The following is a 15594-nucleotide window of genomic DNA, read 5'->3' as shown; positions in this document are numbered from 1 at the left end:
GTATGGCTACCAAAGTCAATAAGTTTGATAAAATCATCAATATCAAAAACAAGAAAGCAAGCTTTCAGTTTGAGTTTATAGATACCTATAAGGCTGGAATGGTTCTAAAAGGAACCGAGATCAAATCCATTCGTGAGGGAAAAGTTTCTCTAACTGAGTCCTTTTGTGTTTTCTTGGACGGAGAGCTTTATGTCCGTCAAATGCATATTGCTCCCTATTCAATGGCTTCAAGCTATAATCATGATGCTGTGAGAGATAGGAAATTGCTTTTGGGGAAAAAAGAACTCGAGAAACTGCAAACTAAGTCTCAAGAAAAGGGGCTAACTATCATTCCGGTTCGTATATTTATTAATGACCGAGGGATGGCCAAAATGGAAATCGCCTTGGGTAGAGGAAAAAAAGTCCATGATAAGAGACAGGATCTGAAGGAAAAAGATGCCAAAAGAGAACTCCAACGAATGGCCCTTAAATGATGCATTCGGCATTTGCCGACAAACGATATTACCAGTCTATAGAAAACCAACTGTAGACTCGGCTTTGGTGACCCAATTACTTTTTGGAGAATGTTATCAAGTTTTGGCTGTCACCGAAGACCGAACCTGGTATCGAATTTTTAATGAGGACTCAAGAATTGGAGGATGGATCTCTTCCAAATCTATCAAAGAGATCAATAGTCTCGATTATCAGAAATTTCTCAATCAAGACTATCAAATAGTCACCAGCCCCATAGCAGCAATAGAATATATGGGGACAAACGTGTATTTATTGCCGGGAAGTAGACTTCATTTTTCAGATTTGGAATTATTCAATTGGCAAGACCATATTGGCTTTACCGGGTCAGTGAGAAGCCATGCGATCAAAGCCGACCGAGATCAATTAGTAGATATTGCTTTAAAGTACGTCAATGCACCATGGCAGCCAGGGGGAAGAAGCATTTTTGGATTGGATGAGCAGTTAGGATTTGCATTAATTTATTCAATTGCCGGATATACTTGGAATTCAGTCTATTTACCGGGAAGAATCATTCCTATAAATCAGGTCAAGCCGGGAGATTTGATTATTTTTCATCAACAAAGTTCACATCAGGATCATTTTGGAATTTATCTGGGGATGGAAGAAGTCCTTTGGATGGATAATAAGATGAAAGTGTCTGATTTGAATGAGTGGGAAACGAATTTAAAAAACCAAAAGTCTGAGGAAGTGGTTTTTACTGCAAGATCAGTTTTCAAAAAGGATGGATAAACGAGTATTGGTATTGAACTTGGATCATTCTCCGGTAGCTGTGGTATCGGCACAGAAAGCTATTGTTCTTACCTTATTGGAGAAAGCAAATATCCTTTCCACCTATGAATTGCTGGAAATTAGGACGGTAAGCCGAACATTTTCCTATCCAGCTGTGATCAGATTAAATGAATATAAAAACATCCCCTTTCGCGGGGTTTTATTGAATCGAGTCAATCTTTTTAGAAGGGACAATGGTGAATGTCAATATTGCGGTAGCAGGAGACATTTAACCATAGATCATGTTATGCCCCGATCCAAAGGAGGCAAAACCTCTTGGACGAATTTGGTGACTGCCTGTAATCGATGCAATGTCAATAAAGGTGATAAAACTCCAGAGCAGGCAGGGATGAACTTAAAAGTACATCCTTTCAAGCCTTCATTATCATTCTTTTTGTCCCAGTATGCAGAAAGGCAAGCCAACGAATGGATTCCATTTTTGAATGTCAAAGTAGTCCAGTAGACCTGATTTTCTGGCAAAATAATTGCCTGTAAGCGGGTATGAATTTGATTAATATTCCAGCTCTAATTTTGTTTTTTTTCCTTCAGGGTTCACCCGTTCAGATGCAGGAGCTTCTTGGAAAATGGCAACTGGTTCATTTTGATGGTATTGATAGAATTAGGAATTCTCCCCAATTCAGAAGTGCAAATCCCACTGCTTTGGCAGATATGCAGGCTAAAATCAAAAACAGACTGGAAAATACTATTTATCAATTCGTAGAAAATGATTCTCTGCTTTTTACTGATTTCCAAAATCAGCGAATGATTCAAAAGAAAGCAAAATTGGAATTGAGTCCAGAAAACATCTTGACGATCAATAGCGATGGTCAAATTAGAAAAGCGAAAATAGTTGAAGTAACAGATTCCAAATTGGTCTTGGAACCAATCAGCGACTCCCCTGGAGCAGGTAAACTGACTTTCGAAAAGATAATTGAATAAAATTTTTGTAGCTCAAGCACCCTGATGAGTGAAAAAGCCAACTTGAGAAAGTTGGCTTTTATTTTAGTTCCAGCATCATTTGTTTTGGGAGTAATTGAAAACTCGTTCGATGCCAGATTGTTTTTCCGAAATTTTCAATCCCTGCCCGATGGATTTTGGTAGGATAACCAGCATTGGTTTCCCAGCCATAATGAGGGAAATCCAAAGCTAAACCCTCCATAAAGTTGTCTCTGTAAACTTTGGCAAGGATAGAGGCCGAAGCAATGCTGGCAAATTTCCCATCACCTTTGATGACACAGGTATAAGGGTAGTTGAGGTCCGATTTCCACCGATTTCCATCTATTAGCAGGTGTTCAGGTTCCACTTTTAATTGCTGAACGGCTCTTTTCATTGCCAAGAAGGAAGCGTTGAGGATATTGATTTGATCAATTTCCTCAACTGTAGCCTCTGCAATGGCCCAGGCTATCGCTGAGTTTTTGATTTCATCCACCAATTCTTCTCGCTGGGATTTTTTTAGCTTTTTGGAGTCATTAATCCAGGGATTGGAATAATCCTGAGGTAAAATCACCGCGGCAGCTACAACAGGCCCTGCCAGACATCCACGGCCAACCTCATCGCAACCGGCTTCAAGTCGGTTAGCTTCTAAATAGGGTAGTAGAGTTTGCATATGGATGGGGTTTTCTCTCTTTGTAGAATTTATGGATCATTTCGGCAACTAGTCCGGTCCAACCTGTCTGATGAGAGGCTCCTAAACCCTCTCCAGTATCCCCTTGGAAATACTCATAAAACAAAATGTAATCCTTGAAATGAGGGTCTGTTTGGAATTTTTCGTTGGTACCATTGAAAGGTCGATTTCCATTTTCATCACGCATGAAAATCCTGATACAACGTAAGGAAAGCTCTTTAGCTATTACATCCATGGTCATAAAATTGCCCGAACCTGTTGGGTATTCGATGCTGAAATCTCCACCGTAGTAAAAGTCAAACTTTTTCAGCGACTCGATAATTAAATAATTAATCGGGAACCAGATAGGTCCTCTCCAGTTGGAGTTACCTCCAAACATTCGGGTGTCGGATTCGCCAGGTGTATATTTGATGGAGAACGTATCTCCATTGATTTTCATCGTATAGGGTCTGCTTTCATAGTATTTTGAAAGCGACCTGATCCCATAGTCACTCAAAAATTCATCAGAGTCCAGCATTTTTTGCAATACTTTCTTCATTCGATGACCTCTAAGCAAAGAAAATAACCTTCTTTTCTCATATCCAGGTTGTATCCAACTGGAAACCAAAGCTGCCAATTTGGGCTTTTCACGCAGAAAGAAATCCAATCGCTTTTTGAATTCTGGTAGCTGATCAAAAAGCTCCTCACGGATCGGCTCGACTGCAAATAGCGGGATCAACCCAACAATGGATCTAACTTTCATTTTCTTTGGCTCTTTTCCCGGAACGTGGAAAATGTCATAGAAAAAGTTGTCCTCATCATCCCAAAGGGATATTTGCTCGGCAGATATGTTATTCATCGCTCCTGCGATATATAAGAAATGCTCTAAAAACTTCGTAGCTGTGAATTGATAGACTTTGTTGAATTCACAGAGATCCAATGAAATCCGGAGCATATTCAAGCAGAACATCGCCATCCAAGAAGTCGCATCAGCTTGCTCCAATTTCCCTTGGTAATATTGAGCATGACTTCGGTCAAACAAGGAAATATTATCCAATCCCAGGAAGCCACCTTCAAAGATGTTTTTTCCATCGGAGTCCTTTTGATTGACCCACCAGGTGAAGTTCAACATCAATTTATGCATGGCTCTTTCCAGGAATTCCTGATCACCTTTTCCGCCATTTGCTTTTTTATCAATCTGATAAACCCGTTGAACCGCGTAAGCATGGACGGGAGGGTTTACATCCGAAAAATTCCATTCATATGCTGGAATTTGTCCATTTGGATGCATGTACCACTCATTCAGGAGAAGCTGAAGTTGGTCTTTGGCAAATTCAGGATCAACCCTTGAAATTGGAATACAGTGAAATGCCAAATCCCATGCAGCGTACCAAGGGTATTCCCATTTATCCGGCATGGAAATGATGTCATAATTCTGAAGGTGTCTCCAATCATGATTTCGCCCTTGTTTCCGCTCTTTTGGGGGGCTGTAGCGGCCAGGATCTCCTTCAAGCCATCTTTCCACATCGTAGTAATAGAACTGCTTCGACCACATCATGCCTGCATAGGCTTGGCGTTGGATTGATTTTAGATCGGGGTCTGTTACTCTCTCCTGAAGTTGATTATAGAATTCATCAGCCTCTTTTTCTCTTTGTTGTAAGCAATGGTTACAGATTTCCAGGGGATGGTCTTCCAATTGGTGCTGTAGCCTCAATACTATTTCTGCTTTCTCACCTGGTTTGATATCGAGTTTATAAATAGCCGCAGCCTTGGTGCCAGTAAATGCTGGGTTAAGTTTGGAATCATCTCCATGGACCACAAAATCATTGATTCCGTCTTTCAGGAAATTTTTCTCATTTGGAATCCCATATAAGCGCTCTCTATTTGTTTCATTGTCACAAAAGCGGATGTCTGGAGCGCCATCAAATGTGATAGAATAATTTCCCGATTTAGGATTGAATGCCTTTACTTGATTGGATCGAACCAAGCTGAGTTTGGGAAGAAAGGGTTCGTGACCGGTGAACCAGGTTTTTCGAAACCATAAAGTCGGCATAACCCATAGCGGAGCAGTTTCCGGGCCTCTATTGTGGATAGTTACTTTGGCAATAATATCCTCTGCATCATGCTTTGCATATTCTATGAAAATGTCAAAGTAGCGATCATCATCAAATACCCCAGTATCTATCAGTTCGTATTCTCGATCAGTTTTACTTCTTCTCCCATTTTCATTGACTAATTGACCATAAGGATATTCCGCTTGAGGATACTTATAAAGCATCTTCATGTAGGAATGAGTAGGAGTGGAGTCTAGGTAGTAATAGATTTCCTTTACATCTTCTCCATGATTTCCCTGATTTCCAGTTAATCCAAAGAGTCTTTCCTTGATAAAAGGGTCTTTTCCATTCCAAAAAGCCCATGCAAGGCAAAGCTTTTGCTTGTAATCTGAGATTCCCCCGATACCTTCCTCACCCCATCTATAAGCTTTACTTCTGGCGTCATCGTGGGTGACATTTTCCCATGCAGCACCATCAGGACTATAGTCTTCCCTGACAGTACCCCATTGTCTTTCAGTTAAATAAGGTCCCCATTTTTTCCAATGTTTGGTGAAATCGCGGTCCTCTTGTAATCGTATATATTCAGCTAACATGTAGGTTCTGATTTGAGCAGTCTCGAAAATATAAGTTTTCGTTGCTTAAAGATCAAAATTAGGACTTCTCTTTCGTAAATCGCTGAATATGGTCGAATTCACCAATTTTTTGAACTAGGTCAAATTGATAAAGGATTTTTGGAAAAATGGAATGTAAAAGTACATATTCTACGAAGTAAGTAGTTCTCTAAGGCGGAAATTCATGAATTGTTGCATAGGATTTCAATTTTCCTCAAAAATCAAATTCTCTAAAAAATGTTAAAATTTTCATTCTACACTTGTAGAATTGCTTTTCTATTCTACATTTGTAGAAAGTAATTTGTAATCATGAAACTATCTAAAACTGAGGAAGAATTGATGAATCACCTTTGGGTTCTCAAGAAAGCATTTCAAAAAGAGCTGCTTGAAATGTATCCAGACCCAAAGCCTGCAGCAACTACGATCTCAACCTTGTTGAAAAGAATGCAGGACAAACAATTCGTTGCTTATAATACAGTTGGGAATATGAGACAGTATTTTCCATTGATCAGTAAGGAGAGTTATTTTTCAAAACATATCAATGGATTGATCAAGAACTTTTTTAATGATTCTCCGAGCCAGTTTGCATCTTTTTTTACAAAAAAAACTGATTTGACAAAAGAGGAATTGGAAGAGTTGAAATCGTTGATTGAAGAGAAGCTAGACCAAAAAAGCTGATGGAATATCTGTTGAAATCCATACTCTGTCTGATGGTCTTCTTGGCCATTCACCGGCTTTTGTTGCAGCGAGAGGTTTTTTATCAATTCAACAGATTTTATCTGTTGGGAGCTGTTCTATTTTCCTTTTTGATCCCTTTAAATACCATTGAGAAGGTCGAATTGGTGGAAAGAGAAGTTCCTGTCCTGAAGGAATCATTTGAATTCAAAGAGAATTTTATCCCAACTATTGAAACAGAATCAAACCTTGATACTACCTACCTAGAAAGTCAATCAGAATTCCCATGGGAAACACTAGTTTGGACCCTTTACGGCATGATTTCATTGGTTTTTTTGATTCGGTTTATCAAGAACATAAGTATTCTTTATGATCATGTAAGACGGAATCTGAAGGTGACTTATAAGGGGCAAATTCTGGTCTTGATGTCTCAACAAGTACTTCCATTTACCTTTTTCAAGTACATTTTTGTCAACCAGGATGAATTTGAGCGAAATGAGCTTTCTGATTCGGTTTTTGAGCATGAATTGGCCCATGTTGAAGGAAAACACAGTTGGGATATTTTATTAATTGAGTTACTGCTAATCCCATTTTGGTTTCATCCGGGATTGTATTGGGCTAAACAGAGTGTCACACTCAATCATGAATTTATAGCAGATCAATCAGCGCTGAAGAATTGGCCCCTCCATCAATATCAAAGTGAACTACTTCGGTATGCCACCTTCCAATCCCAGAATTCTTTGGTGAGCAATTTGAATTTTTCTTTAACCAAAAAACGACTAGAAATGATGAAAAAGAAAACTAAACCAACTATCCAAGTGATCAAGTTACTAGTTCTACTTCCTGTATTGGGAATGGTCATTTATGGATTTAGTGAGAAGAAAATAATCAAAGAAGACTATTTGCCTATTGAAAGTGCAACAGCATCGTCAAACGATCATAATGATCCTCTTTTTGTTATTCATGGCAATTCATCCTTTGATTTCGATGGTTTGGTTCACCCTATTGATGAATTAGCAAATGTGTTAGGAGAGAAAAATGACTTTAAATCCGTCAATCTAATTGTTGAGAGAGGTGTTTCTTCGGCAGATATTCACAAGTTTCAGGCTGTTTTGGAAGGGTTGGATATCAAGAAAATCAATTATGTAGAGGTTAATTCACATCAAGCTAGAGGAGAAGAGCAGAAAGCCATTGCTCAGAGAAAAGGCCACGCAGGTTCAGATGAGGATTTTTTTAGAAATGCCTATTTTGTAATAGAGGATAGTTTGATGAATTATACACCTAAGAGCTATTCTGAATTGACTGAAAAGCAAAAGATGAGATTGATGAGGCCTAAATTTAATGGAGACATGGCAAAATCACCTTCTTCTGAGCAATTCGAAAAATTCAAGAACAAGGATGCGTATGCAATATGGATTGATGGAAAAGTGATGCCTAATTCCGAATTGGACCAATACACATCAGCTGATTTTTACCATTTCTTCGATTCTTTTGTTTACCCCAATGCAAGATCAAAGAGATTCCCTCAAGAACATCAAGTGCATCTCTATAAGAAAGAGTATTATTTGAAAATTTATGGGCCAGATGCAGAGATGTTTAAGCCTTTGACTTCAAATGATACGATTACGCTGACTGCTCGAGGTGGCACTTGGCATAAGGATATTCAAAATTTCCCTGACCCAACTACCAAGTATTTGCAGGTATTAGCAAAGTATGAAAAGCTACGTGATGATGGAGTAACATATGCTTCAAAATCAGATCAGGAGAAGAGAGAATTAAATGAAATGTATCAGCAGCTGAAAGAAAAATATTTCTCTTCCAATTCTGGCTGGCAAAAAAGAGTTAAAAAACCAATTCCACCTCAGGGAAATTCTTAAGGTTGAATGTGAAAGTTTAAAGTATAATCTGATGGAATATTTATTGAAATCTGTGATTTGTCTGATGGTCTTCTTGGCTATTCACCGACTTTTGTTACAACGAGAAGTATTTTACCAATTCAACAGATTTTTTCTGTTGGGAGCAGTGCTATTTTCCTTTTTGATCCCCTTAAATACTATTGAAAATGTGGTTTTGGTGGAAAGGCAGGTTCCTGTCCTGGAGGAATCATTTGATTTTGAAGAGAATTTTATCCCAACTATTGAAACAGAATCAAACCTTGAAACAACTTACATAGAAAGCCAATCAGAATTTCCGTGGGAAACTCTAGTTTGGACCCTTTACGGCTTGATTTCATTGGTGTTTTTGATACGGTTTATCAAAAACATAAGTATCCTTTATGATCAGGTAAGGAGGAATCTCAAGGTGACCTATCGTGGTCAAACCTTGGTTCTACTTTCTCAGAAAGTCATTCCTTATACATTCTTTCAATACATTTTTGTTACGAGGGAGGAGTTTGAAAATGAGGAGATTTCCGATTCGGTAATTGAACATGAATTGGCGCATGTGAAAGGGAAACATAGCTGGGATATTTTATTTATAGAGCTATTGATGATCCCGTTTTGGTTCCATCCAGGATTGTATTGGGCCAAACAGAGTATTATGCTCAATCACGAATTTATTGCAGATCAATCGGCCCTGAAGAAATGGCCCCTCCATCAATATCAAAGTGAATTACTTCGGTATGCCACCTTTCAATCCCAGAATTCTTTGGTGAGCAATTTGAATTTTTCCTTAACTAAAAAACGACTAGAAATGATGAAAAAGAATACAAAACCAACTATCCAAGCGATCAAGCTACTAGTTCTAGTGCCAGTTTTGGGTATGGTGATTTATGGATTTAGTGAGAAGAAAAGCGTTGAGGTTGAGAAAGATTCAGAAACAGAGTCAAAGTCCAATGAAAATTCAGAGGAGCTTGATTTTCATCTGAACATAGGTGGTGGAATTAAGTATGAAGGGAAAGTTTATGCAATATCTGATTTAAAAGATCTCTTAAAAGACTCTGATAATACTGTGGTGATAAACCTTTCTGTAGATCCGGGAGTTCCGATGGGGCAATTGGCTGATTTTCAGACAAAATTAAGAGAGCTAGATGTGCGAAAAATCAAATATGTTAGCAATTCTGGGATTTGGCCACCATCCAATGAACGAATGAATGATCTAACTGAATACTTGAATGGACTTCAGGTTTATAAAGAAAGATTAGCAACCGGAGTTCACTATATCCAAAGATCTGCTGATGAACAAAAAGAAATTTTAAATGAGTTCTTGGATTTGGGGGGAAAGTATTTCAGACTTCCAATGGATTTACAGAGTAAGACTCAAAGGCCCAAACATCCATATGATCCATTTATTCGATTGGAAAAGGATGGAGAGGTGTATTTCAAAGAACCAGGAGATTTGACTGCAGAGGAAAAAGCAACACTTCCGGCTCCCCCTCCTCACGAAGGAATGGCAGATGAAACCTTATTGGAGGCATATAATGAATTGTTCTATTCTTATGAATTGAAAAGAAATGAAAAGCAGCATTTTATTTTCAAAAGTGAAAATCAGCAAGCTGATATCAAAGATCTTTATGATCAAGTCATGAATTCCTATATGTCCTTAGATTATTTGGCAAAGAGGAGAGTGACTCGTCCTACTTTACCTTCGGAACCTTATGTGAAGATCACCAGAAATGGAGTGGAAATGTTTAAGCTTCCTTCAGAACTTACCCCAGAGGAGAGAGCCGCAAATGGCTGTTAAATCTTAGCCAATTTCCAAAGCTGGAGAGGAGGTCTCCCAAGAAGTTTGCTCTTTGGTTAATAGATTTTGAAGTATTTCTCCCCAGGAATTTTGCCATTGGATAAATTCCTGGGGAGTTTTTGTTTGCTCCATAGCCTTATTTTCCAAAAGACTAAAATCAAAGCAAGATGATGTGATTCCGATTTTTCTATGTTGGATCTCCAAAGCATTGCATGCTTGCTCATATTGGCCTTCCACAGGGATCACCATAAGTTGTTTCCCCAAATACATGGCCTCGCACACCGATTCAAATCCAGCCGTACAGACCAGACTCTTGCAAGTTGCCATGTCTTGGAGAAAACTTTTATCATTGACTTGATGGAATGTTAGATTGGGAAGTGCCTGAACAGTTTCAGCAGCATCTTTTTTATCCCAATAAACCTTGATTCCTTGATCAGGAACCTGTTTTGCATACTCGATGACATCTTCTGCGTATCCTGGATTGACCATGTAGGTCAGTAAAAAATCTCCGGATGTAGGCTCGAGGAAATTGATCTCAGGCCTCAATAGTGGAGGAACTACCTGGGTTTTTCCTTCGGATTTTAATCTCTCAAATGACAATGCCAATTGGGTTTTTGCACCAAGAGAAGTGATTTGAGTATTGAGTTTAAAAAGAGACTTTTCCAATGATTTCCCTTCTGGAAAAAGGAATTCAGAATGGTTGACCAAATATTGATGTCCAATGACCCAATATTCAGCTTTGGGTCTAAAAATCAAATTGTAAAGTCCTCCCAATTGGTCGTAAAAATTGACAATAATGTCAGGTTGGTGGTTTTGTACGACTTGGTGGATTTGCCAAAGGCTTAGAAGGTATTTTGGCGTTTGAATCAAATTTTTGGTGATGGTTTTGCTCAGGCTGATTCGTTTTTCATTTTTGTCACAGACAAAGTTTGGACTCGGTATCCAATGGATGGGAGCGGAGATTTCCCTTTTGAAAAAGTCAGGAATCGCACGTCTCTTACTTTTTCCCAAAACAACTCCACAGACAGTGTGACCTTGAGTCCGGACTAATTTTGCAAAGGAAATTGCTTGGGTCATGTGCCCTCTTCCTTCCCCCTGAACTAAAAATAAAAATTTCATGATCTAAAAGCTGGTGGTTCGATTTGATCGTCATTGTTCCGATCAAAAGAAACCTGTTTCAACGGAATAATATCGGAATTTTTCTCGTTCTCTCCTTCGAAAAAGGATGAAATGTGCAGATTTTCAGAACTTTTGAAATCTATTTCATTATAATAGATCAATTGCCAGTTTCCTTTTTCATCTTCAGCCAATGCAGACATGGTCTCTACCCAATCCCCGGAATTGAGGTAATGGATTCCATCGATATAGCGATTTTCTGCTTTATGAATATGTCCGCAGATGATTCCGTCGCAGCCTTTTGCTTTTGCCATTTTCGCCAGTTCTTCCTCATACTGATCGATGTAGGAAACGGCAGATTTTACCTTGCCTTTGACATACTGGGAAAGAGAAAAGTAAGGTAATCCCCTCTTGAATCTGTAGTGATTGACTACCCTGTTGAGCCACAGCAAAAAGGTGTATCCAACATCTCCTATGTAGGCTATCCATCTTAGGTTTGTGGTGATGCTGTCAAAAACATCACCGTGAGTGATGAAGTATTTTTTGCCATGACTTTCATAAATCATGTCGGTTTGGATGGATAGATTTCCAATCTGAAGTGGGAGTATTTGATCTAAAAAGTCATCATGATTCCCTCTCAAATAGACCACGTTTGTTTTGTGGTTTTCTATCATTTTGATGATCCGATTGAAAAAGCGAGTGTGTTTTCTTTTCCAGCTACCTGATTTTTTAAGTTGCCAACCGTCTATGATGTCCCCATTGAGAATGAGGTTTTCACATCGATACTGTTTTAGGAAGCGGGCAATTTCTTTGGCTTTCGAACCTTTTGTGCCCAAATGGACATCTGAGATGATGATAGTTTTGAAATGTGTCTTCACTCTGTTGGTTTTAATCGAAAGGTATATCCTCAATATAAAACCATGATGTTTAGTTTGTTAAGTGATTGTCATGATTTCGAAATAATCTTTGGTGTAGATGAAGGATAGGTTAAGTAGATGTGAAATATCCTGTTGTGGAAATGATTGAAATTCACCGGGTATTATTCAAGCGGTAAAGCGTCATTAAGCCTCGTTTTTTAGTTTCGCTTAGAATATCAACTCAATAAACTATGCGAAAAATTTTACTCCTTTCCGGGTTCTTTGTTCTGGCTTTTTCTGCCTATTCACAGGAACCAGTTTACAAGGGGAACTATGAATTGGCGGCACGATTTTCACCTGAAAAAATGGAGAAAATGGTGTTTTCTACTTCCGTAAATCCCCATTGGATGAAGAAATCAGACCGATTTTGGTATGAATATGAGACGAGTGAAGGCAAAAACTGGTATGTGGTAGACCCTATTAGAAAATCAAAAACTGAGCTTTTTGATAGAGATAAACTTGCTGCCGAAATCACCAAGGCTGTCAAGGATCCTTATGATGGTCAGCATTTGAAATTGGATGATTTGAAACTCATGGATGATGAAAATACCATTCGATTCAAAGTGAAATCTACGGCTGATGTCCTGAAATCTGATTGGGATGAAATAAAGGCTAAAAACAAAAATGCGAAAGACTCTTTGGAGAAAAAAGTCCATACATTTCTCTATACTATCTCAACTCAGACTTTGACTGAGATTGAAACTGAAAAGGACCCAAAGCGTCTTTCTTGGGCTAATATTTCACCTGATTCCTCTAAGGTAGTTTATGGCAAAAACTACAATTTGTATTGGATGGATAAAGAGAATTTCTTGAAGGCTGTCAAAGATGAAAAAGATTCCACTATCGTTGAAAATCAATTGACAACAGATGGGGAAAAGGATTATGAATATGGCTGGGGAGGCCGCGGAGATGATAATGTGGAAGAGGAGAAGAAAAAAGATGATAGAAAGAGAGTCGGGGTTCTTTGGAGTACAGATTCCAAGCAGTTTGTCATGACAAGATCTGATTCAAGAGAGGTGAAGGACCTTTGGGTAATTCACAATACAAGGGATCCAAGACCTACTTTGGAGACTTACAAATACGCCATGCCGGGAGAAAAAGAGCAACCTCAATCAGAATTGCTTCATTTTTCATTCGAATCTATGGAACTGAACAAGCTTCCAGTTTCAACTTTCAAAGATCAGACGATATCTCTTTGGTCAACAACTCCTGCTGCCAATACAAGAGATGATGACTTCAGACCGGCTACTTGGTTGGGAGATTTGGACGAGTTTTATTTTGCTTTGACATCCAGGGATTTGAAAAAAGTAGATGTGGTAAGATGGAATCTAGTTACGAATGAAAAGGAGATTTTGATCGAGGAAAGAAGCAATACCTATATCGATTTTGACAAATTGGAATTGGTGGGGAATGATATGATCTGGTGGTCTGAAAGAGATGGATGGGCTCACCTTTACCTTTACGGAAAAGATGGCTCGATGAAGCGTCAATTGACCTCAGGACCTTATCATGTCAGTGGAACTGCTCGAGTGGATGAGAAAAACAGGAAAGTCTATTTCGTAGCCAACGGAAGGGAAAAAGGAGAAGATCCGTATTACGAGCACTTGTATTCTGTTAGTTTGGATGGGGGGGCTGTAAGCCTGCTGAATTCGGGGGATTTTACTCACGATATCAGCATCAATGACAATGCAAGTTATTTTGTAGATACCTATTCTAGAGTAAATACCACACCAGTTTCTATTTTGAAAGACAGAAGTGGCAACAAAGTAATGGATTTGGAAACCACCGATTTGAGCCAACTTTTTGCAGCAGGCTATCAATTCCCAGAGCCATTCAAATTCAAAGCTGATGATGGGATCACTGATTTGTATGGAGTGATCTACAAGCCTTTTGACTTTGACTCAACAAGAAAATATCCAATCATTGAGTATGTTTATCCAGGTCCGCAAACCGAAGCTGTGAACAAGGCTTTTGGCAGCAGATTGGACAGAACTGACCGTTTGGCACAGTTCGGCTTCGTAGTAATCACACTTGGGAACAGAGGAGGCCATCCGGCTCGATCCAAGTGGTATCACAATTATGGCTATGGAGACTTGAGAGATTATGGATTGGCTGATAAAAAGGCTGCCATTGAGCAATTGGCTGATAAATACGATTACATCGATAGAAACAAGGTGGGAATCCATGGTCACTCAGGAGGTGGATTTATGTCCACTGCAGCTATGTTGGTTTATCCTGATGTGTTCAAAGTGGCAGTTTCATCAGCAGGAAATCACGAAAACAACATCTACAACAGATGGTGGTCAGAGAAGCACCATGGTGTGAAAGAACAGATTTCACCTAAAGGTGATACAACCTTTGTTTATCAGATTGAAAAGAATCCTGACCTAGCGAAAAACTTGAAGGGAAGACTGATGCTTTCTACAGGTGGTGTTGATAACAACGTTCACCCAGCTAATACCATTCGTATGGCAGAGGCATTGATCAAAGCTGGAAAGAGATTTGATTTTGTGATGTTACCGGGACAGAGACACGGTTATGGTAATATGACAGAGTATTTCTTCTGGAGAATGGGAGACTATTTTGTGCAGCATCTATTGGGAGACAATACACCTCCACCAGTTGATATGGTAGAAATGCAGAGGGATAAACCCTTGACTAAATAAATGATTTTCAACAGCCCGATTTTATTCAGAATCGGGCTTTTTTACGCTATTTGACTGGAAGATTTGTTGTTATACGCTACTCTAAAATCGTTCTTTCAAAAGGTGAGAAATGTCATGGATTTTTTGGGTTTAAAAGGGACTTTTTGAGAACCGAAATGAGCCTCGGGATGTTTTCTAATCATAATAACCAATCAATTAAAACTATGTCATTGTTAGAAAATAAGGTGGCCTATATTTCAGGTGGAGGCTCAGGAATCGGAGAAGCTATTGCAAAAGCATATGCTAAAGAAGGAGCAAAAGTTGTGGTATCTGATATTAATTCCGACCACGGTCAAGCAGTCGTTGATTCCATTAAAAAAGATGGAGGAGAAGCTATTTTTATCAAAGCTGATTCCTCTAGCGCAGAGGATAATAAAAGAGTAGTAGAGGAAATCGTGAAAGCCTACGGAAGACTAGATGTCGCATGTAATAATGCCGGAATCGGTGGGCCAGCAGCTTTGACTGGAGAATATGATGTGAATGCCTGGGATAAAGTAATCGGGCTGAATTTAAATGGCGTTTTCTACGCTTGCCGCTATCAGTTGGAGCAAATGGTGAAGAACGGAGGAGGAAGTATTATTAATATTGCTTCTATACACGGAACAGTTGCCGCACCTATGAGTCCTGCTTATACAGCATCCAAACACGGTGTTGTCGGATTAACCAAAAATATTGCTGCCGAGTATGGTCAGTTGGGTGTTCGTTGTAACGCTGTGGGACCTGGGTACATTGCTACTCCGCTTCTAGATGCAAATCTCGACGATGATATGAAAAAGATGATTGCAGGTAAGTCTAGTATGAATCGTCTGGGTACTCCAGAAGAAATCGCAGATTTGGTAGTTTTCTTAGCCTCAGATAAATCATCCTTTACAACAGGATCTTATTTCATCGCTGATGGAGGATATACCGCTGTCTAATTTCAGCATAGTGAAACAAAAAAGACCCCAGGAT

At 39.1% G+C, this 15594-nt stretch carries 13 protein-coding genes; 9 read left to right on the top strand and 4 right to left on the bottom strand.

All coding sequences use genetic code 11. The features are described 5' to 3' along the window. The first annotated feature begins 2 nt into the window (after positions 1–2). Genes smpB through O0V13_RS07845 form a run of 4 tightly spaced genes read left to right on the top strand, consistent with a single transcriptional unit; the run spans position 3 to position 2220 of the window. Complete coding sequence (gene smpB / locus O0V13_RS07860) at positions 3–473, top strand: SsrA-binding protein (protein WP_268034427.1); 471 nt, start codon at positions 3–5, stop codon at positions 471–473. Beyond that, positions 436–1242: an NlpC/P60 family protein gene (locus tag O0V13_RS07855; RefSeq protein WP_268034426.1), complete on the top strand. Its 807-nt coding sequence runs from the start codon at positions 436–438 to the stop codon at positions 1240–1242. The genes smpB and O0V13_RS07855 overlap by 38 nt, the downstream gene beginning before the upstream one ends. Then, positions 1235–1744, top strand: a complete 510-nt coding sequence (locus O0V13_RS07850) for an HNH endonuclease (protein WP_268034425.1) — start codon at positions 1235–1237, stop codon at positions 1742–1744. Before O0V13_RS07855 ends, O0V13_RS07850 begins: the two co-directional genes overlap by 8 nt. Positions 1745–1782: 38 nt before the next feature. Continuing rightward, positions 1783–2220 (top strand): hypothetical protein, encoded by a 438-nt coding sequence (locus O0V13_RS07845; RefSeq protein WP_268034424.1) that lies wholly within the window; start codon positions 1783–1785, stop codon positions 2218–2220. A gap of 58 nt (positions 2221–2278) precedes the next feature. Here the strand turns inward: O0V13_RS07845 and O0V13_RS07840 are convergent, their stop codons facing one another. Further along, on the bottom strand, positions 2279–2887 hold the full coding sequence (locus tag O0V13_RS07840) for a ribonuclease HII (RefSeq protein WP_268034423.1): 609 nt from the start codon (positions 2885–2887) through the stop codon (positions 2279–2281). Next, positions 2856–5531 carry an MGH1-like glycoside hydrolase domain-containing protein gene (locus O0V13_RS07835; protein ID WP_268034422.1) on the bottom strand — a complete coding sequence of 892 codons (2676 nt, stop codon included), beginning with the start codon at positions 5529–5531 and terminating at the stop codon, positions 2856–2858. Before O0V13_RS07835 ends, O0V13_RS07840 begins: the two co-directional genes overlap by 32 nt. Before the next feature lie 327 nt (positions 5532–5858). On the opposite strand from O0V13_RS07835, the gene O0V13_RS07830 reads away from it, so the two are divergent. Genes O0V13_RS07830 through O0V13_RS07820 form a run of 3 tightly spaced genes read left to right on the top strand, consistent with a single transcriptional unit; the run spans position 5859 to position 9905 of the window. Continuing rightward, the gene (locus tag O0V13_RS07830) at positions 5859–6227 is read left to right on the top strand and encodes a BlaI/MecI/CopY family transcriptional regulator (RefSeq protein WP_268034421.1); all 369 of its coding nucleotides are present in this window, start codon (positions 5859–5861) and stop codon (positions 6225–6227) included. Further along, positions 6227–8101, top strand: coding sequence for a M56 family metallopeptidase (locus O0V13_RS07825; RefSeq protein WP_268034420.1), 1875 nt, complete (start codon positions 6227–6229; stop codon positions 8099–8101). Before O0V13_RS07830 ends, O0V13_RS07825 begins: the two co-directional genes overlap by 1 nt. 31 nt (positions 8102–8132) lie before the next feature. Next, positions 8133–9905 carry a M56 family metallopeptidase gene (locus O0V13_RS07820; RefSeq protein WP_268034419.1) on the top strand — a complete coding sequence of 591 codons (1773 nt, stop codon included), beginning with the start codon at positions 8133–8135 and terminating at the stop codon, positions 9903–9905. Positions 9906–9908: 3 nt separating this feature from the next. Here O0V13_RS07820 and O0V13_RS07815 read toward each other — a convergent pair whose 3' ends face one another. After that, positions 9909–11024 (bottom strand): glycosyltransferase family protein, encoded by a 1116-nt coding sequence (locus O0V13_RS07815; protein ID WP_268034418.1) that lies wholly within the window; start codon positions 11022–11024, stop codon positions 9909–9911. Then, positions 11021–11899: a UDP-2,3-diacylglucosamine diphosphatase gene (locus tag O0V13_RS07810; RefSeq protein ID WP_268034417.1), complete on the bottom strand. Its 879-nt coding sequence runs from the start codon at positions 11897–11899 to the stop codon at positions 11021–11023. Before O0V13_RS07810 ends, O0V13_RS07815 begins: the two co-directional genes overlap by 4 nt. 230 nt (positions 11900–12129) lie before the next feature. On the opposite strand from O0V13_RS07810, the gene O0V13_RS07805 reads away from it, so the two are divergent. Further along, positions 12130–14604: a S9 family peptidase gene (locus O0V13_RS07805; RefSeq protein ID WP_268034416.1), complete on the top strand. Its 2475-nt coding sequence runs from the start codon at positions 12130–12132 to the stop codon at positions 14602–14604. A 203-nt stretch (positions 14605–14807) separates the two neighbouring features. Beyond that, complete coding sequence (locus O0V13_RS07800; RefSeq protein ID WP_268034415.1) at positions 14808–15560, top strand: SDR family NAD(P)-dependent oxidoreductase; 753 nt, start codon at positions 14808–14810, stop codon at positions 15558–15560. Positions 15561–15594 lie beyond the last annotated feature (34 nt).

It is taken from the genome of Algoriphagus sp. PAP.12, assembly GCF_026652115.1.
GTDB lineage: Bacteria > Bacteroidota > Bacteroidia > Cytophagales > Cyclobacteriaceae > Algoriphagus.
This window is presented reverse-complemented; position numbering and strand designations above follow the sequence as displayed.